The 20,701-nt window shown below is 73.1% G+C and carries 19 protein-coding genes, 2 tRNA genes and 6 pseudogenes; 18 read left to right on the forward strand and 9 right to left on the reverse strand.

The annotated features are described in order from the left end of the window. Positions 1 to 94 precede the first annotated feature (94 nt). Positions 95 to 799 (reverse strand): WYL domain-containing protein, encoded by a 705-nt coding sequence (locus G5V59_RS30745; protein ID WP_278258992.1) that lies wholly within the window; start codon positions 797 to 799, stop codon positions 95 to 97. 265 nt (positions 800 to 1,064) lie between these two features. Between G5V59_RS30745 and G5V59_RS30755 the strand changes: the two are divergent. The 3 genes and pseudogenes from G5V59_RS30755 to G5V59_RS30765 all read left to right on the forward strand — a co-directional run. Next, positions 1,065 to 1,334: pseudogene (locus tag G5V59_RS30755) on the forward strand (ATP-binding cassette domain-containing protein); the annotation flags it as partial. Between the two features lie 97 nt (positions 1,335 to 1,431). Then, positions 1,432 to 1,533: pseudogene (locus tag G5V59_RS30760) on the forward strand (hypothetical protein); the annotation flags it as partial. Between the two features lie 688 nt (positions 1,534 to 2,221). Continuing rightward, positions 2,222 to 2,881 carry an ABC transporter permease gene (locus tag G5V59_RS30765; protein WP_278258993.1) on the forward strand — a complete coding sequence of 220 codons (660 nt, stop codon included), beginning with the start codon at positions 2,222 to 2,224 and terminating at the stop codon, positions 2,879 to 2,881. Here the strand turns inward: G5V59_RS30765 and G5V59_RS30770 are convergent. From G5V59_RS30770 to G5V59_RS30785, 5 genes and pseudogenes are all read right to left on the reverse strand, one after another. Then, on the reverse strand, positions 2,833 to 3,471 hold the full coding sequence (locus G5V59_RS30770; protein WP_278258994.1) for a Uma2 family endonuclease: 639 nt from the start codon (positions 3,469 to 3,471) through the stop codon (positions 2,833 to 2,835). The two genes, G5V59_RS30765 and G5V59_RS30770, sit on opposite strands and share 49 nt — an antisense overlap. Before the next feature lie 80 nt (positions 3,472 to 3,551). Then, entirely contained in the window at positions 3,552 to 4,526 is a 975-nt protein-coding gene (locus tag G5V59_RS30775; protein WP_278258995.1) for a DUF2332 domain-containing protein, read from the reverse strand. Between the two features lie 16 nt (positions 4,527 to 4,542). After that, on the reverse strand, positions 4,543 to 4,809 hold the full coding sequence (locus G5V59_RS38070; RefSeq protein ID WP_341351073.1) for a hypothetical protein: 267 nt from the start codon (positions 4,807 to 4,809) through the stop codon (positions 4,543 to 4,545). 103 nt (positions 4,810 to 4,912) lie between these two features. Then, positions 4,913 to 5,299: pseudogene (locus tag G5V59_RS38075) on the reverse strand (purine-nucleoside phosphorylase); the annotation flags it as partial. 1,658 nt (positions 5,300 to 6,957) lie between these two features. After that, a complete protein-coding gene (locus tag G5V59_RS30785) occupies positions 6,958 to 8,637 on the reverse strand; it encodes a gamma-glutamylcyclotransferase (RefSeq protein WP_278258996.1) in 1,680 nt (559 codons plus the stop codon). A gap of 127 nt (positions 8,638 to 8,764) precedes the next feature. Between G5V59_RS30785 and lpdA the strand changes: the two are divergent. Next, positions 8,765 to 10,170: pseudogene (lpdA, locus tag G5V59_RS30790) on the forward strand (dihydrolipoyl dehydrogenase). A gap of 30 nt (positions 10,171 to 10,200) precedes the next feature. Here the strand turns inward: lpdA and G5V59_RS30795 are convergent. Beyond that, positions 10,201 to 10,458 (reverse strand): hypothetical protein, encoded by a 258-nt coding sequence (locus G5V59_RS30795; RefSeq protein WP_278258997.1) that lies wholly within the window; start codon positions 10,456 to 10,458, stop codon positions 10,201 to 10,203. A gap of 122 nt (positions 10,459 to 10,580) precedes the next feature. Here G5V59_RS30795 and G5V59_RS30800 point away from each other — a divergent pair, with 122 nt between their 5' ends. The 13 genes and pseudogenes from G5V59_RS30800 (at position 10,581) to G5V59_RS30860 (ending at position 17,675) form a co-directional block, all read left to right on the forward strand. Then, on the forward strand, positions 10,581 to 11,192 hold the full coding sequence (locus tag G5V59_RS30800; RefSeq protein WP_278258998.1) for an FAD-dependent oxidoreductase: 612 nt from the start codon (positions 10,581 to 10,583) through the stop codon (positions 11,190 to 11,192). Continuing rightward, positions 11,122 to 11,697: pseudogene (locus G5V59_RS30805) on the forward strand (FAD-dependent oxidoreductase); the annotation flags it as partial. The gene G5V59_RS30800 and the pseudogene G5V59_RS30805, both read left to right, overlap by 71 nt. Positions 11,698 to 11,797: 100 nt before the next feature. Further along, positions 11,798 to 11,953, forward strand: coding sequence for a hypothetical protein (locus tag G5V59_RS30810; RefSeq protein ID WP_278260163.1), 156 nt, complete (start codon positions 11,798 to 11,800; stop codon positions 11,951 to 11,953). 143 nt (positions 11,954 to 12,096) lie between these two features. Continuing rightward, a complete protein-coding gene (locus G5V59_RS30815; protein WP_278258999.1) occupies positions 12,097 to 12,618 on the forward strand; it encodes a ribose-5-phosphate isomerase in 522 nt (173 codons plus the stop codon). Then, complete coding sequence (locus G5V59_RS30820) at positions 12,611 to 13,447, forward strand: DNA-formamidopyrimidine glycosylase family protein (RefSeq protein WP_278259000.1); 837 nt, start codon at positions 12,611 to 12,613, stop codon at positions 13,445 to 13,447. Before G5V59_RS30815 ends, G5V59_RS30820 begins: the two co-directional genes overlap by 8 nt. Continuing rightward, the gene (locus G5V59_RS30825) at positions 13,444 to 14,496 is read left to right on the forward strand and encodes a PP2C family protein-serine/threonine phosphatase (protein WP_278259001.1); all 1,053 of its coding nucleotides are present in this window, start codon (positions 13,444 to 13,446) and stop codon (positions 14,494 to 14,496) included. Before G5V59_RS30820 ends, G5V59_RS30825 begins: the two co-directional genes overlap by 4 nt. Before the next feature lie 121 nt (positions 14,497 to 14,617). After that, positions 14,618 to 14,689, forward strand: a tRNA-Gly gene (locus tag G5V59_RS30830). 37 nt (positions 14,690 to 14,726) lie between these two features. Next, positions 14,727 to 14,799 (forward strand) — tRNA-Pro (locus tag G5V59_RS30835). 123 nt (positions 14,800 to 14,922) lie between these two features. Continuing rightward, complete coding sequence (gene tig / locus G5V59_RS30840; protein ID WP_278259002.1) at positions 14,923 to 15,558, forward strand: trigger factor; 636 nt, start codon at positions 14,923 to 14,925, stop codon at positions 15,556 to 15,558. A gap of 107 nt (positions 15,559 to 15,665) precedes the next feature. Beyond that, positions 15,666 to 16,007, forward strand: a pseudogene (locus G5V59_RS30845) (hypothetical protein). Next, entirely contained in the window at positions 16,004 to 16,177 is a 174-nt protein-coding gene (locus G5V59_RS30850) for a hypothetical protein (RefSeq protein ID WP_278259003.1), read from the forward strand. The pseudogene G5V59_RS30845 and the gene G5V59_RS30850 overlap by 4 nt, the downstream one beginning before the upstream one ends. 255 nt (positions 16,178 to 16,432) lie before the next feature. Next, positions 16,433 to 16,720, forward strand: coding sequence for a hypothetical protein (locus tag G5V59_RS30855; protein WP_278259004.1), 288 nt, complete (start codon positions 16,433 to 16,435; stop codon positions 16,718 to 16,720). Continuing rightward, positions 16,701 to 17,675, forward strand: a complete 975-nt coding sequence (locus G5V59_RS30860; RefSeq protein WP_278259005.1) for a hypothetical protein — start codon at positions 16,701 to 16,703, stop codon at positions 17,673 to 17,675. The genes G5V59_RS30855 and G5V59_RS30860 overlap by 20 nt, the downstream gene beginning before the upstream one ends. Positions 17,676 to 17,678: 3 nt before the next feature. Here the strand turns inward: G5V59_RS30860 and G5V59_RS30865 are convergent, their stop codons facing one another. Both G5V59_RS30865 and G5V59_RS30870 read right to left on the reverse strand, forming a co-directional pair. Continuing rightward, the gene (locus tag G5V59_RS30865; RefSeq protein ID WP_278259006.1) at positions 17,679 to 18,302 is read right to left on the reverse strand and encodes a hypothetical protein; all 624 of its coding nucleotides are present in this window, start codon (positions 18,300 to 18,302) and stop codon (positions 17,679 to 17,681) included. Continuing rightward, on the reverse strand, positions 18,299 to 19,990 hold the full coding sequence (locus G5V59_RS30870; RefSeq protein ID WP_278259007.1) for a hypothetical protein: 1,692 nt from the start codon (positions 19,988 to 19,990) through the stop codon (positions 18,299 to 18,301). Before G5V59_RS30870 ends, G5V59_RS30865 begins: the two co-directional genes overlap by 4 nt. Before the next feature lie 65 nt (positions 19,991 to 20,055). Here G5V59_RS30870 and G5V59_RS30875 point away from each other — a divergent pair, with 65 nt between their 5' ends. Further along, complete coding sequence (locus tag G5V59_RS30875; protein ID WP_278259008.1) at positions 20,056 to 20,541, forward strand: hypothetical protein; 486 nt, start codon at positions 20,056 to 20,058, stop codon at positions 20,539 to 20,541. Positions 20,542 to 20,701: the final 160 nt, after the last annotated feature.

A 20,701-nucleotide genomic window follows, 5' to 3' on the forward strand; every position in this document is an offset into this window, starting at 1 on the left:
CGCAGATGTGTCCAGGGCGATCGGGACCAGTTTCTGACAGAACGTCAGCCCACGGCGCCGAGGAACCGGTTGCCCAGCCGCGTCAGCAGGTCCGTCAGGCTCGGCCGGGCCCTCGACGGTGAACCTGCAGTCCAGCCCGGCGAGCACCAGCACCGGCCAGTCCAGGGTGTCGGTGTCCATCGTCATCCGGCACCGGTCCGCGCCGAGCGCGGTGACCTCCGCCCACCGGCCCACCGCCGCCTCGGCGGTCTCGGCCGGCACGGCGAGACTCGACGACGACGCGGTGCTTGCGCGGCCGGTTGCGCAGACCCCGGCTGACGTACGCCGCCGCGTCGCCGCCCGGGATCTCGCGCGGGCGGAAGCGCTGGCCGCTCGTGGCCGGCGGCTCGGCGATCCGGTCGACGCGGAACGAGCGCCAGTCGCCGCGGTCGCGGTCCCAGGCCGCGAGGTACCAGCGGCGGCCGAGGTTGACCAGGCGGTGCGGCTCGACCCGGCGCGTCGTACCGCTCCCGTCGGCGGCGGTGTAGCCGAAGGAGACGACCTCGTCGTCGCGGCAGGCCTGGGCCAGGGTGGTGAGCACGGCGGGGTCGAGGACGGGCCCGCCGCTCCACGGCATCCCCTCGGTCTGGGTCTGCAGGGCGCCCATCCGGCGGCGCAGCCGTGGCGGCATCAGCGCGATCACCTTCGTGAGCGCCCGGAGCGTGGTGTCCTCGAAGCCGGGCACGCCGCCGTTCGCCGCCGCGCGCAGGCCGACCGCGACGGCGACCGCCTCGTCCTCCTCCAGCAGCAGCGGGGCCATCGCCCCGCCCGCTCGCAGCCTGGTAGCCCCCGGCCGCGCCGCGGACCGCGTCGACGTCGTAGCCCAGGTCGCGCAGGCGCTCGACGTCGCGGCGCAGGGTGCGCTCGCTGACCTCCAGCCGGCCGGCCAGGTCGCCGCCGGACCAGAACCGGTGGGTCTGCAGCAGGGACAGGAGGCGCAGCATCCGGGCGCTCGTGCTCATGGATCCCAGATTAGTTCAGAATCAGGACAGAAACTGACCTCAATGGTTCCTAGCGTAGGAGCCATGGAGATCAAGAAGCCCACATCGACCGAGGGGCCGGTGATCCGCACCGCCGGGCTCACCCGCCACTTCACCCGCAACAAGCAGACGATCGAGGCCGTGCGCGGCCTCGACCTGGAGGTGGGCGCCGGCGAGCTGGTCGCCTTCCTCGGCCCCAACGGCGCCGGCAAGTCCACGACGCTGCGGATGCTCACCACCCTCCTCGAGCCGACCTCGGGAACCGCGAGCGTCGCGGGGCACGACGTGGTGCGCGAGCGGGCGGCGGTGCGCCGCTCGATCGGGTACGTCGGCCAGGGCAACGCCGCCGGCCACCAGTTCCGCGGCCGTGACGAGGTGATGGCCCAGGCCCGCGCGCACGGGCTGTCCCGCCGTGACGCCCGGGCCCGCACCGAGGAGCCTGCTGGGGGCCTTCGACCTGACCGAGCACGCCGACCGTCCGGTCGCCGGGCTCTCCGGCGGTCAGCGCCGGCGCCTCGACGTCGCGATCGGGCTCGTCCAGGAGCCGCCGGTCCTCTTCCTCGACGAGCCCTCGACCGGGCTCGACCCGCAGAACCGGGTCAACCTCCAGGAGCAGGTACGACGGCTCAACGCCGACCTCGGCACGACCATCGTGCTGACCACCCACTACCTGGAGGAGGCCGACGCGCTCGCCGGCCGGGTGATCGTGATCGACCACGGCCAGGTCATCGCCGACGACTCCGCCTCCGCACTGAAGTCCGCGCTCGGCGACCTCGTCGCGCTGGACTTCGCCTCCGCCGACGCCGCCCGGGCCGCGGCCGAGCGGGCCGACCGGGTCGCCGGCGCACAGGTCGTCGTCACCGGGACGCACGTCGAGTCTGCGTGCGGCCTTCGGCCGCGACGCCGCGCCCGGCCTGGTCGCCGACCTGGCCGCCGCCGGCACGCCGGCCACCCGGATCGAGGTCGTCGGGCCCACCCTCGACGACGTCTTCCTCAACCTCACCGGACGCAGCCTGCGCGAGGCGCCGTCCACCCCCACCGAAGGAGCAGCGGCATGACCGTCGAGATCGACCTTCCCGTGACCACCACGCCCACCCTCGCCCGTCGTACGGCGGTCCAGGGGCGTCCCGTCGGCGTGCTCGCCGACATCGCCAACGTGCTGCTCCGAGAGACTCCAGCCGGTGCTGCGCCAGCCCGCGTCGGTGCTCTTCGCGATGGTGCAGCCGCTCGTCTTCCTCGGCCTGTTCGCACCGCTGCTGCCCGCGACCGAGGACGGCTCGGCGTTGCAGTGGTTCGTGCCCGGCATCGTCGCGATGACGGCCCTGATGAGTGCCTCCTTCACGGGCGCGAACCTCTCGGAGGAGATCGTCAGCGGCTCCTTGGAGCGGCTGCTCGTCTCGCCGGTGCGGCGCTCGTCGCTGATGATCGGCAAGGCGCTGCGCGAGATGGTGCCGCTGGTGCTGCAGACGCTGCTCATCGTGGCCGTGGCGACGCCCTTCGCCTTCGACCTGCACGCCGGCGGCGTGCTGCTCGGGATCCTCGTCCTGGTGCCGTTCAGCGTCGGCCTGGGCGCGCTCAGCCTGGCGCTCGCCATCGCCGCCAAGGAGCAGGCCTGGATCTTCTGGACCGTGCAGCAGACGGTGATCTTCCCGCTCCTGCTGCTCGCCGGCGTCCTGCTCCCGCTCGACGGCGCTCCCGCCTGGCTGCGCTTCCTCTCCGACCTCAACCCGCTGAGATCTACCTCGTCGAGACCGAGCGGGCGCTCTTCGCCGGGTCCTACGACCTCGGCACCCTGGCCTCCGGCTTCGCCGCGTCACTGGTCGTGGGCGTGCTCGGGCTGTGGGCCGGAGTACGGCGGATGAGCCGCGCCAGCTAGTCGTCCAGCAGGTCGCGGGGCGTGACCGTCACCGCGAACGGCACCGTGGCCGTCCAGGTCTCCTGGGCGGTCACGGTCGTCGTGCGGGCGTAGGCGTCGCCGTCGAGCGACCACGCCGTCGACTCCGGGCCGGCCGGGTCGATCGTCCAGTACGCCGGGCAGCCGGCCGCCGCCAGCAGGCTCCTTCTTCGGCCCGAGGTCGAAGGTCCGGGTCGAGGGGGAGTGCACCTCGACGGCGAGGAGCGGGGCGACGAGCACGCCCTCCTCGGTGACGTCGGCACGACGGACGACCACGATGTCCGGCTGGATGGCCGTGCGTTCGCCCAGACGCAGGTCGAAGGGGGCCAGGAACACCTGCAGGTCGCGCGGGACCGCGGCCTTCAGCAGGACGTACAGGCTTCGCCGACGACCGACTGGTGGCGGGCACGCGGTGACGGCGACATCACCAGCACCCCGTCGAGCAGGCTCATGCCGGTAGCCGTTCTCGGGGATCGCGTCGCGCTCGGCGATCGTGAACGGTCCCTCGCGCACGATCACGTCCCCGCGCTCCAGCACCGGCGGTCGGACGATCGTCATGACTCCCATGGTGCCTCCTGTGGTCCATGGCGACCACCCTGCATGACCGGGCGCTCACTCGCTCCCGTCATCCACAGGCCTCAGCCGACCCACTCCAGCCAGCGCCCGTGACCGTGGGTCCGGGCCACCATCCGGCCGTCGACGCCGAGCACGAAGCCGGGCTCGTCGTTCGTCGCGGCGGGCCCGGTCCCGGTGATCGAGGGGAGCACCTGGGGCGCCTCGTTGCTGACCCAGTGGCACCGGCCGTCGGTGACGAGGCCGCGGATCAGGGCGTCGTACTCCTGCCGCAGGGGCGGGGGCAGGTAGGCGATGACGGCGCTGTGGAAGACCACCACGGTGCCGTGCGCGGAGGCCTCCTCGACCAGCGCGGGCAGCGTGGTGAGCAGGTCGCCGCGGACCAGGGCCGGCGGCTCGCGGCGGGCGATCTCGACAGCCTGCCGCAGCCGGGCACGACGCTCGTCCTGCTCCGGCCAGACCAGGGTCTCCAGCCAGTCCGTGGCGTCGCGGTCGGTGACGTCGAGCGGGTTGAGGTCGATCCCGCCGCGCCAGGCGACCTGGGGCAGCGTGCGCGGCAGGGGAGCGGACCCGCGGACCGCGCAGGACAGCCGGGGCTCCTCGCCGAGGACCACCTCCCCGGCGTCCGTCGACCACCGGTAGCCCCACCGGTCCGGGTAGAGGCACAGGCCGGCCGAGGCGCCGACCTCCAGCAGGGCGAGCGGTCCGTCGAAGGAGGCGAAGGCCGGGACCAGCGTGGCCAGCCGGCCGACCTCGTTGGTCTGCGTGGAGCGGTCGAGGATCGTCGCGCGGATCGTGCCGTCGTCGCCGAGCAGGGCTTCGCGCAGCGCGTCGTAGGACCCCGGCGCCCGTACGCCGTGGTGGCGGGCCGCGGCGAAGACGAGGTTCGGCTGCTGCTTGACCTCGGGCAGGGCGGCGATCCAGGCCCGCACCTCCGGGTCGCCGGCGACGCCGGTCGCCCAGTCCACGAAGGTCGCGGAGTCCGCGGCCTCGACGGCGAATCGGGTGTAGGAGGCCTCGACCTCGTCGTACGGTTCCATCCCGAGTGCGTTCCCCTCAGATGCGGGGCACGATCCGCCCGAGCAGGTCGCCCATCCGGGTGGCCGCGGCGCGGCCGGCCTCGAGGACCTCCTCGTGGTTGAGCGGCTCGCCGCTCAGGCCGGCGGCCAGGTTGGTGACCAGGCTGATGCCGAGGATCTCCATCCCGGCCTCGCGCGCCGCGATCGCCTCCAGGGTGGTGCTCATCCCGACCAGGTGGCCGCCGAGGATGCCGGCCATCCGCACCTCGGCCGGGGTCTCGTAGTGCGGGCCGGTGAACTGCACGTAGACGCCCTCGTCCAGGTCGGGGGCGATGGTGCGGCACAGGCTCGCGCAGGCGGGTGGAGTAGAGGTCGGTGAGGTCGACGAAGTTCGCGCCGACGATCGGCGACTGGCCGGTGAGGTTGATGTGGTCGCTGATCAGCACCGGCGTGCCGGGCGTCCAGGTCTCCTTGAGCCCGCCGCAGCCGTTGGTGAGCACGATCGCGCGGCAGCCGGCGGCGGCGGCGGTGCGCACGCCGTGCACGACGGCCGCGACGCCCTTGCCCTCGTAGTAGTGCGTGCGGCTGAGGAACGCCAGCAGGTGCCGGTCGCCGTCCTCGCCGGAGACCCGGATCGAGCGGATCTTGCCGGAGTGCCCGGCGACCGCGGAGGCGTTGAACCCGGGCAGGTCGGTCACCGAGATCTCGGTGGTGTTCTCGCCTGTCGGGTCGAGTGCCTCCGCCGCGGGCAGCCAGCCGGAGCCGAGCACCAGCGCGACGTCGTGGCGCTCCACGCCGGTCAGGCTCGGCGAGACGGGCGGCGGCCTGCTCGGCCAGGTCGTACGGCGTGGGGGTCTCGGTCACGCGGCGAGAGTACCCGTCACCAGGAGGCGACGACGGCCTCGGGGACGTAGCCGTGGCGGACCCGCTGCGGGTGCTTGCCGACCGGCAGGTACGCCAGGCTCCTTGCCGGTCCGGGTGGAGAGCACCGCGACGGCGTCGTCGTCGGACAGGGAGACCCAGCAGGTCTCGTCGAGGCCCTCGGTCGACCAGTACGGCTTGCCGTAGTCGTGCCCGGTCGTCCGCGCGTCGAAGTACGTCGCCGCGCCGGTCCGCGCGTCCACGAGCGCGGCGTAGTCGTCCATCGTGCCGGCGACGCACAGCGTGCGGCCGTCCGCGCTGGTCGCGATGCCGTGGTGGGCGGAGTCGTTGACGTAGGCCTCGCGCGGCATCGCCGGCACCCGGTTCTCCAGCCTGCACGACGCCGGTGACCGCGCCCTTCGCCGGCTCCGACTCCCCGCCCAGGGTGTAGTCGGTGCGGCCGTTCAGGTCGGGCGCCTCGGTGTCGAAGACGACGTAGCCGTGCAGGAAGGAGACCTGCAGGTAGAGCAACCGGCCGTCGGGGTGCACCGCGACGGGCCGGACCGCGCTGCTCATCCCGGGGTAGCCGGCCTCGGCGAGCTCCTTGCCCATGTCCCAGCGGTCCAGGACCTCGAAGGTCGTGGCGTCGACGTACTGCAGCCAGCGGTCGGACTTCACCGCGCCGTCGAGCGCGGACCAGGGCAGCGCGGCGATCAGCCTGTCCAGCCCCAGCAGCCGGCCCAGGCCACCGAGGGGGAGCCCGAGCAGACTGCCGTCGGCGGGGTCGAGGTCGTCGAGCGGGGTGTAGACCCGCCCGATCGAGGCGTGCAGGATCTTGCTGCCGTCCTCGGTGTAGTTGCTCTCGTGCGGGGTCTCGCCGGAGACGAAGGTGCGCAGCCGGTCGCCGACCTTGATCCGGCTGCCGTCGGGCAGGGTGCGGTCGACCATGGAGTACTCGATGACCTGGCGGGCCGTGGAGTCGGAGACCAGCAGCCGCGAGCCGTCGTTGGAGATCTGCATGTGGTCGGTGCGGTAGCCGTCCATCTGCTGCTCGCGCACGATCGAGTCGGTGCGCCCGGCGGTCGCCTTGGCGATGTCGATCCAGACCACGTCGGCGAAGGCCTGGGCCGGGAGACCGCGAGGTACTTGCCGTCCATGGTGGTGAACATGTCGTCGACGTACTGGTCGTGGCCCTGGCCGGGGCCGGCGTTGATCGCGAGGTAGAACACGGTGGCGACGGGGTCCTTGAGGATCCGCTGGGTCTCCTCGGCCTTGTCCGGGACCAGGTTCACGCCGCGCTTGAGCACCTCGAGCGAGTGCGCGTCCACGATGCTCGCGGTGCCCTCCCAGTTGTTGCCGACCCACATCACCGAGCGCAGCCCGGACGCGGCGGGGCGGATCGCGACCGGCAGCCCGCGGGTCCCGTCCTCCTCGGTCCGGGTGTCGTCGGGGACCGCGGTCCCGCACGCGGCGAGAGCGGCGACCGCGAGGGCGCCGGCGGTGGTCGTCAGGGCACGGCGGAGCCGGAAGGACGTGCGCACAACGTGACAACGGTTCACATTTCCCGGGGTCACGCCGGGGCGCGCGGGGGTCAGAGGCCGGTCGAGCGGCAGTCGCGGCGGCGCAGCGCCGCGACGTAGTCGGCCGGTGCGTCGGCGGCCTCGGCGGCGTCCGCGATCACCCCGAGGTACGACGCCGAGGGCAACCCGCCCTCGTAGGCGTCCAGCACGTAGGTCCACGCCACCGTCTCCCCGACCATCGTGGAGATCCGCACCTTGGTGCGCCGGTAGAGCCCGGAGTCGGCGGACTCCCACTGGTCCAGGTTGGGCTCGTCGAGCGGGCTGACGTCGTAGATCGCGACGAAGACCTGCTCGAAGGGATCCTGCACGATCGTCGCCAGGGCGCCGTCCCAGCCGTGCTCCTCGCCGCCGAAGGTCAGCCGCCACCCGCTGAGCCAGCCGGTCGTCTGTAGCGGCGAGTGCGGGCAGCGCTCACCCATGCGGAGCGGGTCGAGGTTGGTGCCGTAGGCGGCGTACGACGTCACGGGAGTCAGGCTAGTGCGTGGGGTGATGCGGGTCAGCGCACGTAGAGCAGACCGTTGCCCGGCGTGCCGGCCGAGCACAGGAAGAGCAGGCACTGCGGGGCCGTGCCGCTGACCCGGCCCGGGGTCGCGCTGCCGACGATCGCGGCGTGGACGGTCGCGGGTGACGCGCTCGGGTGGCTCTGCAGGTAGAGCGCGACCGCGCCGGCGACGTGCGGGGCGGCCATCGAGGTGCCGCTGAGCACCTTGGCCCGCCCGTCGTTCCAGGTCGAGGCGATGCCGACGCCGGGAGCGAAGAGGTCGACGCAGGAGCCGATGTTGGAGAAGCTCGCCCGCGCGTCGTTGCGGTCGCTGGCGCCGACGGTGAGCACGCCGGGGACCCGGCCGGGGGAGGAGGCGCAGGCGTCGGCGTTGTCGTTGCCGGCAGCGACCACGACGCTGACCCCGTCGGCGAGGACGTTGCGCACGGCGGTGTCGAGCGCGGCCGACACCGGGCCGCCGAGGCTCAGGTTGACCACGGCGGGCTTGCCCGCGCGGTGGTGGCGGGTCACCCAGTCCAGGCCGGCGACGACGGTCGAGGTCTCGCCCGCGCCGTCGCACCCCAGCACCCGTACGGCGATCAGGCGAGCCCGCTTCGCCACGCCGTAGCGGCCCGCGCTGGCCGTCCCGGCGACGTGCGTCCCGTGGCCGTTGCAGTCCTGCGGGGTGCTGTCCTTGTCGACGTAGTCCCACCCGGGGACGGCCCGGCCGCCGAAGTCGGGATGCCGGGTGTAGATGCCGGTGTCGACGACGTAGACGTCCACGCCGAGGCCCATCCGGGTGAACGTGTAGGCCCGGTTGAGGGGCAGTGCCCGCTGGTCGATCCGGTCGAGGCCCCAGGCTCGGCGTCGGGGTCTGGGTGGCCGAGGCGCGGAAGGTCTGCTCGAGCTCGACCGAGCGCACCCGCGCGTCCCCGCGCAGCGTGGCGAGCAGGGTGCCGGTCAGGGTCGCGGCGAAGCCGTGGAGCGCGCTGGAGAACAGCGCCGTCACCGTGCCGCCCCGGGCGCTCACCAGGGAGCGCGCCGCGGTGGCCGGGTCGGTCCCGGGCCGCAGGGTCACGACCACGTCGAGCAGGCCCGCCGAGGCGGCTGTCACAGCCGGCGGGCTCGCCGGCGCCGGGGCGGGCGCGACCAGCGCCTGCCCGCCCAGGGCGAGCACGCTCGCGAGCACCACGCTGCCGATGCGCATCATCCGACGACCATCTCCTCTGCCGGGCCGACCCCCCGTCGTACCCCCCGGGGATCAACGCGGCGGGACGCCGAACGTGACGCCCGGCACCCTTCGGACCTCGCCGTGAGCGGCGGACTAGGCTGGTCGCGTGACCCACTTCGATGTCCTCGTCCTCGGTGCCGGCCCCGGTGGGTACGTCGCCGCGATCCGCGCCTCCCAGACTCGGCAAGTCGGTTGCCGTGATCGAGAAGAAGTACTGGGGCGGCGTCTGTCTCAACGTCGGCTGCATCCCGTCGAAGGCGCTGCTGAAGAACGCCGAGTCTCGCCCACACGCTCACCCACGAGAAGGCCAAGTACGGCATCGAGGGTGACGCGACGATGGCCTTCGCCCCGACGCACAAGCGCTCGCGCCAGGTCAGCGCCGGCATCGTCAAGGGCGTCCACTACCTGATGAAGAAGAACAAGATCACCGAGGTCGACGGCTGGGGCACGCTCACCGGCCCGAAGACGGTCTCGGTGAAGGCCGAGGACGGCTCCACCGCGGAGTACACCTGCGACAACCTCATCATCGCCGCCGGCGCCACCGTGCGCACCGTGCCCGGCGTGGAGGTCAACGGCAAGAACATCGTTTCCTACGAGGAGCAGATCCTCGATGAGACCGTCCCCTCCTCGATCATCATCGGCGGCTCCGGTGCGATCGGCGTCGAGTTCGCCTACGTGCTGAAGAACTTCGGCGTGGACGTCACGATCGTGGAGTTCCTCGACCGGATGGTGCCGACCGAGGACGCCGACGTGTCCAAGGAGGCTCGCCAAGCACTACAAGAAGCTCGGCGTGAAGGTGCTCACCTCGACCGCCGTCAAGGGCGTCGAGGACACCGGTTCCGGCGTGAAAGTCACCGTCGCGCCCGCCGGCGGCGGCGAGGAGCAGGTGCTCGAGGCCGACAAGTTCCTCGCGGCCTTCGGCTTCGCCCCGCGCACCGAGGGCTACGGCCTGGAAGCCACCGGCGTCCAGACCACCGACCGCGGCGCGATCGCGATCGACGAGTACTGCCGCACCAACGTCGAGGGCGTCTACGCCATCGGCGACGTGACCGCGAAGCCTGATGCTCGCCCACGTCGCGGAGGCACAGGGCATCGTGGCGGCCGAGACCATCGCGGGTGCCGAGACGATGCCGGTCGAGTACGACTTCGTCCCCCGGGCGACGTACTGCCAGCCGCAGATCGGGTCCTTCGGCTACAGCGAGCAGCAGGCCAAGGACAAGGGGTACGACGTCAAGACGGCCTCCTTCCCCTTCTCCGCCAACGGCAAGGCCCAGGGCCTCGGTGAGGGCGTCGGCTTCGTCAAGATCGTCGCGGACGCCGAGCACAACGAGATCCTCGGCGCGCACCTGATCGGCCCGGACGTCACCGAGTCTGCTCCCGGCGCTGACCCTGGCGCAGAAGTGGGACCTGACCGCGGACGAGGTCGGCCGCAACGTGTTCGCCCACCCGACGCTGTCGGAGGCCGTGAAGGAGGCGATCCACGGGATCGCCGGCCACATGATCAACCTCTGAGCGGCAGCGGCCGGTAGCGGACGTCGGCCGCTACCGGGTCCGCGCGGTCCCCGACGACCCGCTCCATCCGCACGGGAGGACCGCCCGCGTCGGCGAGCAGGCGGATCCCCTCGTCCAGCAGGACGGGTACGACGTGGAGGTCGACCCGCCCCGCGACGATCGTCCCCGTCGTGCCGTCGTAGGGCCTCGATCAGCCCGGGGCGGATCTCGAAGCCGGTCAGCCAGGCTCATGTCGTGCCCGGGACCGGCGACGAAGCCGTCCAACGACACGGTGAAGTGCCAGAGCACCTTGCCGGCGGCCGTGGGAGGTGGGGATCCGTCCCTGCACGAGGAGACCCGGACGCCGGCGCTCGCTCATCGGAGCGCATGCTGGCCGCGGGTGCGGTGCCACCGGCTGCAAGAATGAGCCCATGACCCGTGTCGTGATCCTCGGTGGCGGACCCGGTGGCTACGAGTCGGCGCTGGTCGCCGCGCAGACTCGGCGCGGAGGTCGTCGTCGTCGACTCCGACGGGGTGGGCGGCTCGGCGGTGCTCACCGACTGCGTGCCCAGCAAGACCCTGATCGCGACGGCCGAGGTGATGAGCGACCTCGGCGAGGCCGGCGAGACTCGGCATCGAGGTGGCGCCGCCGCGGGTGGACCTGGCCCGGGTCAACCAGCGCGTCAAGGAGCCTCGCCCTGGCCCAGTCCGCCGACATCGAGAGCCGGCTGGCCCGCGAGGGCGTGACCGTCGTCCACGGCCGCGGCCGGCTGGACGGTCCGGCGCGGGTGGTCGCCACCCTGGGCGACGGCTCCGAGGCGACGTACGACGCCGACGCGGTGCTCGTCGCGACCGGTGCCGCGCCGCGGGTGCTCCCCAGCGCGCTGCCGGACGGCGAGCGGATCCTGACCTGGGAGCAGGTCTACGACCTCGACGAGTCTGCCCGAGCACGTGATCGTGGTCGGCTCCGGTGTGACCGGCGCGGAGTTCGCGAGCGCCTACCAGGTGCTCGGCGTCCCGGTCACCCTCGTCTCCTCCCGTGACCGGGTGCTGCCCGGCGAGGACCAGGACGCCGCGCAGGTCCTGGAGGACGTGTCCACCCGGCGCGGGATGACCGTCCTCTCCCGCTCGCGGATGCAGTCGGTCACCCGCGACGGCGACACCGTCACCGTCACCCTGCAGGACGGCCGCGAGGTCACCGGCTCGCACTGCATCCTGGCCCTCGGCTCGGTCCCGAACACCGCGGGCCTGGGCCTGGAGGAGGCCGGGGTCGTCCTCGACGAGGGCGGCTTCGTGAAGGTCGACCGGGTCTCGCGCACCTCCGCCACCGGCGTGTACGCCGCCGGGGACTGCACCGGCGTCTTCATGCTCGCCTCCGTCGCCGCCATGCAGGGCCGGATCGCGATGGCCCACGTGCTCGGCGACGCGGTGATCCCGTTGGACCTGTCCGTCGTCGCCTCCAACGTCTTCACCTCGCCCGAGATCGCCACCGTCGGGGTCACCCAGCAGCAGGTCGACGCCGGCGAGGTGCTGGCCGAGGTCGTCGTCCAGCCGCTCGCGACCAACGCCCGGGCCAAGATGCAGGGCATCGTCGACGGCTTCGTGAAGGCTCTTCGTCGCCCCCGGCTCGCGCAGCGTGCTCGGCGGCGTGGTCGTCGGCCCGCGCGCCTCGGAGCCGATCCACCCGGTCGCGCTCGCGGTGACCGAGCGGCTGACCGCGGACCAGGTGGCGCAGACGTTCACGGTCTACCCCTCCATCAGCGGCTCGATCGCCGAGGCGGCCCGGCGCCTGCACCGGGCCTGACCCGCCCCGGCGCTCCTGCTTCTTGACCTCTTCCTACGGTTACTGACCGTTGCAACGGTCAGTAACCGTAGGAATCCCCGCTTCAGCGGGGATTCCTGCAGCCCCCGCCACCCCGCCGCGCCCCGCCTGAGACAATCGGTCCCATGCGCGTCCACCTCGGCTGCGACCACGCCGGCCTCGGTCTCAAGTCCCACCTCATCGGCTGGCTGACCGACCACGGCTACGAGCCGGTCGACCACGGCCCGTTCGTCTACGACGCGGTCGACGACTACCCCGTCTTCTGCATCCGTGCGGCGGCCGGGGTGGCCGAGGACCGGGCCGACGGGCTCGACAGCCTCGGCGTGGTGATCGGCGGGTCGGGCAACGGCGAGCAGATAGCGGCCAACAAGGTCGAGGGCATCCGCGCCGCGCTGGCCTGGTCGGAGCAGACCGCCTCACTGGCCCGCGAGCACAACGACGCCTGGGTGGTCGCGGTCGGTGGCCGGATGCACACCCTGGACGAGATGACCCACCTGGTCGAGGTCTTCCTCACCACGCCCTTCTCCGGCGACGAGCGGCACGTGCGCCGGATCGCCCAGATGTCCTCCTACGAGACCACCGGCGAGCTCCCGCCCCTGCCCGCCTCTGCTCGTCGAGAGGGGCATCTCGGGCACGGCGATGCCTGAGGGGCACACCCTCCACCGCCTCGCGGGCGCACTGACCTCCGTCTTCGGCGGTCACCGGGTCCGGGCCGGCAGCCCGCAGGGCCGCTTCGCCGACGGTGCGGCGCGGGTCGACGGCACCCGGCTGCTCGACGCGGACGCGTGGGGCAAGCAACTGTTCGTCCGCTTCGAGAACGAGCTCTTCGTGCACGTGCACCTGGGCCTGTACGGCACCTTCGACGTGCACGACGACGTGGCCGACGTACCGGACCCGGTGGGGCAGGTGCGCCTGCGCCTGGTCCGTCCGGGGGCCTACGCCGACCTGCGTGGCGCCAACCGCTGCGCGCTGGTCACCGCGGCCGAGCGGGACGCGGTCCTGGCCCGCATCGGCCCGGACCCGCTGCGCGCGGACGCCGACCCGGACCGGGCCTGGGCGCGGATCAGCACCAGCAGCGCCCCGATCGGCACCCTGCTGATGGACCAGTCGGTGCTCGCCGGGGTCGGCAACGTCTACCGGGCCGAGGTGCTCTTCCGGCACCGGATCCACCCACTTCGCCCCGGTCGCTCACTTCGGCCCTCACAGTGGCGCGCGATCTGGGACGATCTGGTGGTGCTGATGGGGGAGGGCGTGCTGAGCGGACGGATCGACACCGTCCGCCCCGAGCACCTGCCCGAGGCGATGGGGCGTGCGCCGCGGGTGGACGACCACGGCGGCGAGGTCTACGTCTACCGCCGTACCGGTCAGCCCTGCCACGTCTGCGCGCGCCCGGTGCGCACCCAGGTCCTCGGCGGCCGCAACCTGTTCTGGTGCGCGCGCTGCCAGCCGGTGTTCCGTAGCCGGGCGGCCCGATGATCACCGTGTCGCGCCGCTGGTTCACCAGTGACCGCGGGATCGCCGTGCTGCTCGCGGTGTTCTCCGCCGGCGTGCTCGTCGGGATCGCGATGTGCCCCGACGACGTGCCGATCACGCTGGCGTTCCTGCCCCTGGTGATCGCGGTGCTGATGCTCAGCAGCCGCGCGCTGCCGTGGTTCGCGGCCTACATGGTGCTCGTGCTCAGCGTCGCCTCCGCCCTGCAGGACTCCTGGACGGCCCGTACGGCGATCTCGGTCGTCCTCATGTACGTCATCACCCTCGCCGTGATCGCGATCGCGCGCAGCCGCCGCGGGCTCAGCGTGGCCCGGATGCGCGGGGAGTCGATGCTCGTCGACCTGCGCGACCGGATCCTGGCCCAGGGCGAGATCCCCGCCCTGCCCCCGCAGTGGCTCGTCCAGTCCGCCCTCGCCTCGGCCGGCGGCTCCGCCTTCGCCGGGGACTTCTTCGTCGCGACGGGCAGCGAGCGCGGCGGCCGGATCGAGTCTGGTCGTGGTCGACGTGTCCGGCAAGGGCGAGGGCGCCGGCACCCGGGCTCTCCAGGCTCTCCGGCGCGATGGGCGGCCTGGTCGGCGCGCTGCCGGCGGACCGCTTCCTGCCGGCGGCCAACGACTACCTCCTCCAGCGTGCGTGGGAGGAGGGCTTCGCCACGGCCGTCCACGTCTCGGTGGACCTCGCGACCGGAGCCTTCGAGTCTGCGCAGCGCCGGGCACCCACCGGCCGTGCAGCGCCACGCCGGCTCCGGGCGCTGGCAGGTGCTGCGCGCCGAGGGTCCCGTGCTCGGCATCGTCGAGGACGTCGCGTACGACGCCTACCGGGGCCGGCTCGCGCCCGGCGACAGCCTGCTGCTCTACACCGACGGGATGGTCGAGGAGCCGCGGCGCGACATCGGTCTCGGGATCGACGAGATGATGGGCACCGCGGAGGCCCTGCTGCGCGACTCCTGGGACGGTCTCGCGGACCGCCTGGTCGGCGCCGTCGGCTCGCCCGACGACGACCGCGCGCTGCTGCTGGTCCACCGGCGTCCCTGACCGTCGGCTCGACCGTCGGCCTGAGCGGCGGCCCGGGGCCCGCCCTCGGTTACGGCGGGGCAGTGCCGGTGTGGCACGATTGCCCGTGCCTTTCGGCGTGCGCGAGCGCGCCGCGAGCATCGGGGATGTAGACTCAATGGTAGAGCCTCAGTCTTCCAAACTGATTACGCGGGTTCGATTCCCGTCATCCCCTCGAAGTGCGGTCCACCGCCCGCCGGCGGACCGCTCGACGGGGCGTAGCGTAGTGGCTAGCGCGCCTGCTTTGGGAGCAGGAGACCGCAGGTTCGAGTCCTGTCGCCCCGACAGATCACCCGATCGAACCAGTGGGCCCCGGCCCGCGACCATTTCTCAGAACCAGTAGGAGATCACCTGTGAAGAGCGCCGTCGAGACCTTGAGCCCGACCCGGGCCAAGCCTGACCGTCGAGGTGCCCTTCGAGGAGCTCAAGCCGAGCCTCGACGCGGCGTACCAGAAGATCGCGAAGCAGATCAACGTCCCCGGCTTCCGCCGCGGCAAGGTCCCGCCCGCGGTCATCGAGCGCCAGTTCCCCGGCGCCGCGCGCGACGAGGCTCTCAACGACATCCTCGGCGCCAAGTACGTCGAGGCCCTCGAGGAGAACAACCTCACCCCGCTGGCCCAGCCCGAGGTCGAGGTGCTCAAGTACGACGACGAGGGCCCGCTGGAGTTCACCGCCGAGGTGGACGTCAAGCCCGAGATCACCCTGCCGTCGTACGACGGCCTGAGCGCCTCGGTCGAGGACCTGGCGGTCACCGACGAGGACGTCGCCGAGCAGGTCGACGCGCTGCGTGAGCGCTTCGGCACCCTCATCGACGTCGAGCGTCCCGCCCAGGAGGGCGACTTCGTGGTCATCGACCTGGTCGCCACCCAGGACGGCGAGGTCGTCGACGGCGCGGAGATCGCCGGCTTCTCCTACAAGGTCGGCAACGGCGGCATGATCGACGGCCTCGACGAGGCCCTCGTGGGTGTCAACGTCGACGAGGAGAAGACGTTCACCACCCAGCCTGGTCAGCGGCGAGCCTGGTCGGCCAGGACGTCGAGGTGAAGGTCAAGGTCACCCAGGTCCAGGAGCAGGAGCCTCCCCGAGCCTGGACGACGAGTTCGCCCAGGAGGCCTCGGAGTTCGACACCCTCGAGGAGCCTGCGCGCCGACGTGCGCGAGCGGCTGACCCGGGGCAAGCGCCTCGAGCAGGCCGCCGCCGCCCGCGACGCCGTCCTGGAGGCGCTGCTGGAGAAGATCGAGATCCCGCTGCCGGAGACCATGGTCACCGAGGGAGCCTGAACGCGCGCCGCGCGAACCTGGAGCAGCAGACTGCAGTACGCCGGCATGACGCTGGAGAAGTACCTCGAGGACGAGAAGCAGACCCAGGAGGAGTTCGAGGCCGACCTCGAGCGCCGGGTCCGCGACGCGGTCGCCGCGCAGTTCCTGCTCGACGAGATCGCGGACAAGGAGGAGCCTGGGCATCGACCAGGCCGAGTCTCACCCAGCACATGATCCGCCGCGCCCAGCAGTCCGGCCAGGACCCGCAGGAGTTCGTCAACCACATGTTCGAGCACAACCACGTGCCCGAGCCTGGTCCAGGAGATCCGCCGCGGCAAGGCGCTGCAGATCCTGGTCGAGGGTGCCGAGGTCAAGGACGGCTCCGGCAACGTCCTGGAGCCTGAAGAACCTGCAGGCCGACGGCAGCATCGGTGAGCCGGCCGCGGAGGGCGAGGAGCCCGCCGAGGCCGAGGAGACCACCGAGGACTGAGTCCTGTCTCACCTACCCCGTTGAGTGTACGAGTGTGCACTCAACGGGGTAGCCTCGTTTTCCATGAGGCAGGAAGCCACCTTCGTCGACGCCGCGGCGCTCGCGACCTCCGTGCTCGACGACCTCGTGGTCGCCACCGCCCGCGAGACCCACACGGCCATCTCCCGGCGTGCCCACGGCCTGGCCCGGCTCGGCCTCGGCCCGGTCTCGCGGCCCGCCGAGGCCCTGCACCACGGCATCGCCACCACCGTGTACGGCGCCCTCGGGCTCTCCCTGCGCGGCGCGAGCGCCGGCCTGTCGCGGCTCGCCGAGGCCGGCGTCGGGGGGCCGGGCCTGGAGGACGGCCCGCGCGGTCGCTTCGTCAGACTCGGCCGTCAACGGCCTGATCGGCGAGGAGTCTGCGCCGCGAGCGGCCGCACCTGGCGATCGAGATGGGCGTGCGCCGCGAGGGTCGTGACGTCGTGCTCACCCCCGGCGGCGTCGCCGGCGCCTTCCCCGGGGCCACCGGGCGACTCGTGGTCTTCCTGCACGGGCTGTGCGAGACCGAGGACTACTGGCGCCGCCACCGCGACCGGCTCGGCGCGACGTACGGCGAGACGCTGGCCGCCCGCGGGTGGACCCCGGTCTACCTGCGCGCCAACACCGGGCTGCCGCTACGCGAGAACGGCGTGGTGCTGGCCTCGCTGGTGCAGCGCCTGGTCGACGCCTGGCCGACCGAGGTCACCCGGATCGCGCTGGTCGGGCACTCCCTGGGCGGGCTGATCATCCGCGCCTCCTCCGCCGTCACCGCCGAGCACGACGCCCCCGCCGCCTGGACCCGGCTGGTCACCGACGTGGTCACCCTCGGCACCCCGCACCTCGGCTCGTGGTTCGCGGTGGGCGCGGACCACGCGAGCCGGACCCTGGCCCGGGTGCCCGAGGTGGCGGCGTTCGGCAAGATCATCGACCGCCGGGCGCCGGGCATCCACGACCTGATCGAGGGGCTCGCGCACGACGTGCCCCCGCTGCCGCACGCCCGCTACCGCCTGGTCTCCGCGACCCTGACCCGCTCGCCGCGGCACCCGGTCGCCAGTGCGATCGGGGACCTGCTGGTGACCCCGCGCTCCGCCGTGGGCCGCGACCGTCGCGGGACCGAGTCTGTTCCCCGGCGCGGAGGTGCTGCACCTGCCCCGCACCGACCACTTCGGCCTGCTCAACCACCCCGACGTTCACGTCGCGCTGGTGCGCTGGCTCGACGAGGCCTGACCGGTTGCCTCGTCAGTTGTTGCGCTCGTCGGGTGCGCCCCGGTCGGTGTTGGCGTCCGGGTCGCCGCTCGTCGCGAGCCGCTTGGCCCAGCAGTCGCCCGGGCCCCAGCCCTCGTCGGTGCACCAGCGCAGCACCGGCGCGGTGCTCGCCTCCGACTGCCCGCTGAGCGTCACCCAGTAGCCCCGGCTCGACGGGCCGAAGCCTGCCCGGCCAGTCGGTGCTGAAGACCAGCAGCGCGTCGGGGTAGCGCGCGCGGTGCCGCAGGTGCAGGGCGAGGATGTCGTCGTAGGAGTCGTAGACGATGCCGTCGTCGGCCGTGCCCGGCTTCTTCGACGACAGCTTGCGCGGTCCAGGCTCGTGCCCAGCGCCTCGACGGCCGCCCGGTCCTCCCGCGCGATCCGCTGCAGCGCCTCCAGCGCGCTCTCGTCCCGGTCGGCGGCGGAGTCCTCCTCCGGGGTACCGTCCGCGACGGTCGCCTCGTCCGGGTCCCCGCCGAAGCGCGGGTCCGAGGGGACCGCGCCGCCGACACTGTCCGGGCCGGGCTCGCAGGGCACGGTGACGACCTTGCCGGTGCCTCCGTCCTGCTCGATCGCCTCGGCGATGTCGGACTCGGGCGCCTGGGTGTTCTCGAACGGGTAGACCAGCCTGCAGGTCGGTCCCGTCGTCGGGGATCCAGTAGGGGTCCTCGCTGAAGTCGAACCAGCCCGACGCCAGGGCCGTGCCCGCGACGGTGAACGGCACGCTCAGCCTGGCTGTCGTTGAGCCACTGCCCGCCACCGCAGGTCGCGGTCACCCGGTAGGTGATGGTGATCCCGCCGTTGGCCGCCCGCGACGCTGTCGGCACGAAGGTGGGCGGCTTGCCGCAGGCCGTGCGGTACGCCGTCCCACCCTCGTCGCCCGCCTGCTCGGTCGCGCCCTTGCCCGGCCCGCCGACCGCAGGGAAGTCGCTGAGCACGACCAGGCCGGAGCCTGCCCTCGACCACGAGCGCGTCGCCGAGCGCGAGGACGGAGGAGAACTCGCCCGGCGCCGGGCGGCTCCAGGCGAGCCTCGCCGGTCGTGGCGTCGTACGCCGACACCTCGCCGTCGCTGACCACGACCACCGCGTCGTCGGTGCGCAGCATCGGCGCGCTCTTGTCGGAGAGGGCGAGCACGGTCCGCCCGGTGCGGCCGTCGAGCAGGGTGCCGTCGCTCGTCCCGGTGCTGGCGTCCTGCTGGCTGCCCTCGACCACGACGTTGCGCCGGTCCAGCGCCCACGACCAGTCGTAGGCCGTGCCGTACTCGTCGTAGCCCGCCAGGTCCGGGCGCGTCCACACCGCCTCGCCGGTGTCGAGGTCGTAGACCCCGGACCCGGCGCCGATCTGCCCGTCGCGGATGTAGCCGCCGGCACCGTCGCCGAACCAGGGGTCGCCGTCGACGTCGAGCACGGTGCGGCCGGACGCGTCGCGCACGGTGGTGTGCTCATCGCTCCACTCGACGCGGTAGCCGTCCTCCTCGGCGTCCCCGTCCTCGCCGCGGTCCTCGGACTGGCCCAGCATCTTCCGCGCCGCGGGGTCGACCCGCCACTGCAGCGGCCCGTAGCCCGCGACCAGCCTCGCCGCCGTCGGTGCTGAGCACGACGCCGCCGTCGAAGTCGTTCTGGCCGTCGTCGCCGATGCCGAGGGAGTCGTCGAGCGGGAGCGTCCACTGCTGGTCGAGGCTCTCGGCGTCGTACGCCGTGAGGAGGGCGGGGTGCCGGCCCTTGCCGGGCCCGCCGGCGGAGAGTGCGTAGAGCACCTTGCCCCGCAGCCTGCAGGGAGACCCAGGCGTCGGCGGCGTGCGCGCCGAGGACGGAGCCGTCGGCGGGGTCGAGGTGGACCAGCCGGTCCTTGCCGTCGTTGCAGTAGAGGTGCCGCGGGTCGGGCAGGTGGCAGTCGGAGCCGTACTCCGCGAGCTCGAAGGTCCAGGCGACCTTCTCGGACCCGGTGTCGACCGCGACCAGGCGGCTCGCGCCCTCCTCGGGCGTCACCTGGACGAGGAGCAGGTCGCCGAAGCGGAGCACGTCGTCCATCTGCTGGTAGGAGACGGGGCTCATCGGGCTCAGCGTCGCCGTCGGCTCGACCGTGCTCGGGTCGAAGTCCCACACCCGGCCCGGCTCGCCGAGCACGGAGACCCCGCGGTCGATGGCGGCCGGCACGACCTCGAGCCCGCCGGAGCGACGGGCCGTCGGGCCGTCGTCCGTGCCGTCGCGGGTCACCAGCCAGGCGGTGAGGCCACCCCCGGCGAGGGCCAGGACGAGCAGGCCGACCCCCACCAGCAGCCCGGTACGACGGCGCGGAGCGCCCGGCGGACCGGACGGGGGCGGGGGCGTCGGAGGCGCAGGCGGTGGTGGGGGAGGCGCGAAGCCCGGGGGAGGCGGCGGGGGCGGCGGGGGCGGCGGGGGCGGGATGCCGGGCACGGGACCTCCAGGGCGAGAACCGGCGGAGGCGGACCCGGACCCCCACCGCGACGACGCGGGCGACGCTATCGCGGGTTCCCCTCGGGCGGGGGCAGTTGCCAAGATGTGCTCATGGCGACCACGAACGCAGCGCGCGAGCCTCCGCGCGGAGACCGAGATCGCGGCCCCGGCCGAGCACGTGTGGGCGCTGCTGACCGACTTCGGGCAGCCTGGCGAGCCTGGAGCCCGGAGACGGTGCGGATGGTGCCGCTCAAGCCCGGCGGGCTCCGGGTGGGGCAGTGGTACCTCGGCATCAACCGGCGCAAGGCCGCGGTCTGGCCCACGCGCTCGGTGGTGGCGGCCGTCGTACCGGGGCGGCAGGCTGGTGTGGGACACCCCGTCGAGCGGCGCGCAGTGGGTGTGGGAGCCTGGAGCCGGTGGCGGGGGAGGCCGGCCGGACCCGGGTCGTGCACCGCCGACCGGTGCCGCGGCGGCTCAGCCTCGGCAGCCGGGTCATGGCGCCGCTGCTGCTCGGCGGCACCGAGGGGCACGCCGACGAGTCTCGAGCGGGGCATGGCCGCCACCGTGGCCGGGCTCAAGGCGGCGGCGGAGGGCTGAGCGTGCGTCCGTCCGGGCTTCCGCTGTCGGCGAACAGCGGCGTGCGACGCGTGGATTGACCGCGGTGGACGGCTAGTGTCGCTTGCGTGACTCAGACTCTTCCCGGTGGCCACGAGCGTGGCCATGAGATGAACGGCGGCGCGGGGATCAGGCTTCCTCG

It is taken from the genome of Nocardioides convexus (assembly GCF_011090295.1).

What these genes read in the sequence shown, in the direction of transcription:
- G5V59_RS30745 (WP_278258992.1), bottom strand. Translation starts at nt 799, where the DNA reads ATGGCCCCGCTGCTGCTGGAGGAGGACGAGGCGGTCGCCGTCGCGGTC.
- G5V59_RS30770 (WP_278258994.1), bottom strand. Translation starts at nt 3,471, where the DNA reads ATGACGATCGTCCGACCGCCGGTGCTGGAGCGCGGGGACGTGATCGTG.
- G5V59_RS30775 (WP_278258995.1), bottom strand. Translation starts at nt 4,526, where the DNA reads ATGGAACCGTACGACGAGGTCGAGGCCTCCTACACCCGATTCGCCGTC.
- G5V59_RS30785 (WP_278258996.1), bottom strand. Translation starts at nt 8,637, where the DNA reads ATGATGCGCATCGGCAGCGTGGTGCTCGCGAGCGTGCTCGCCCTGGGC.
- G5V59_RS30800 (WP_278258998.1), top strand. Translation starts at nt 10,581, where the DNA reads ATGACCCGTGTCGTGATCCTCGGTGGCGGACCCGGTGGCTACGAGTCG.
- G5V59_RS30815 (WP_278258999.1), top strand. Translation starts at nt 12,097, where the DNA reads ATGCGCGTCCACCTCGGCTGCGACCACGCCGGCCTCGGTCTCAAGTCC.
- G5V59_RS30820 (WP_278259000.1), top strand. Translation starts at nt 12,611, where the DNA reads ATGCCTGAGGGGCACACCCTCCACCGCCTCGCGGGCGCACTGACCTCC.
- G5V59_RS30825 (WP_278259001.1), top strand. Translation starts at nt 13,444, where the DNA reads ATGATCACCGTGTCGCGCCGCTGGTTCACCAGTGACCGCGGGATCGCC.
- G5V59_RS30850 (WP_278259003.1), top strand. Translation starts at nt 16,004, where the DNA reads ATGATCCGCCGCGCCCAGCAGTCCGGCCAGGACCCGCAGGAGTTCGTC.
- G5V59_RS30875 (WP_278259008.1), top strand. Translation starts at nt 20,056, where the DNA reads ATGGCGACCACGAACGCAGCGCGCGAGCCTCCGCGCGGAGACCGAGAT.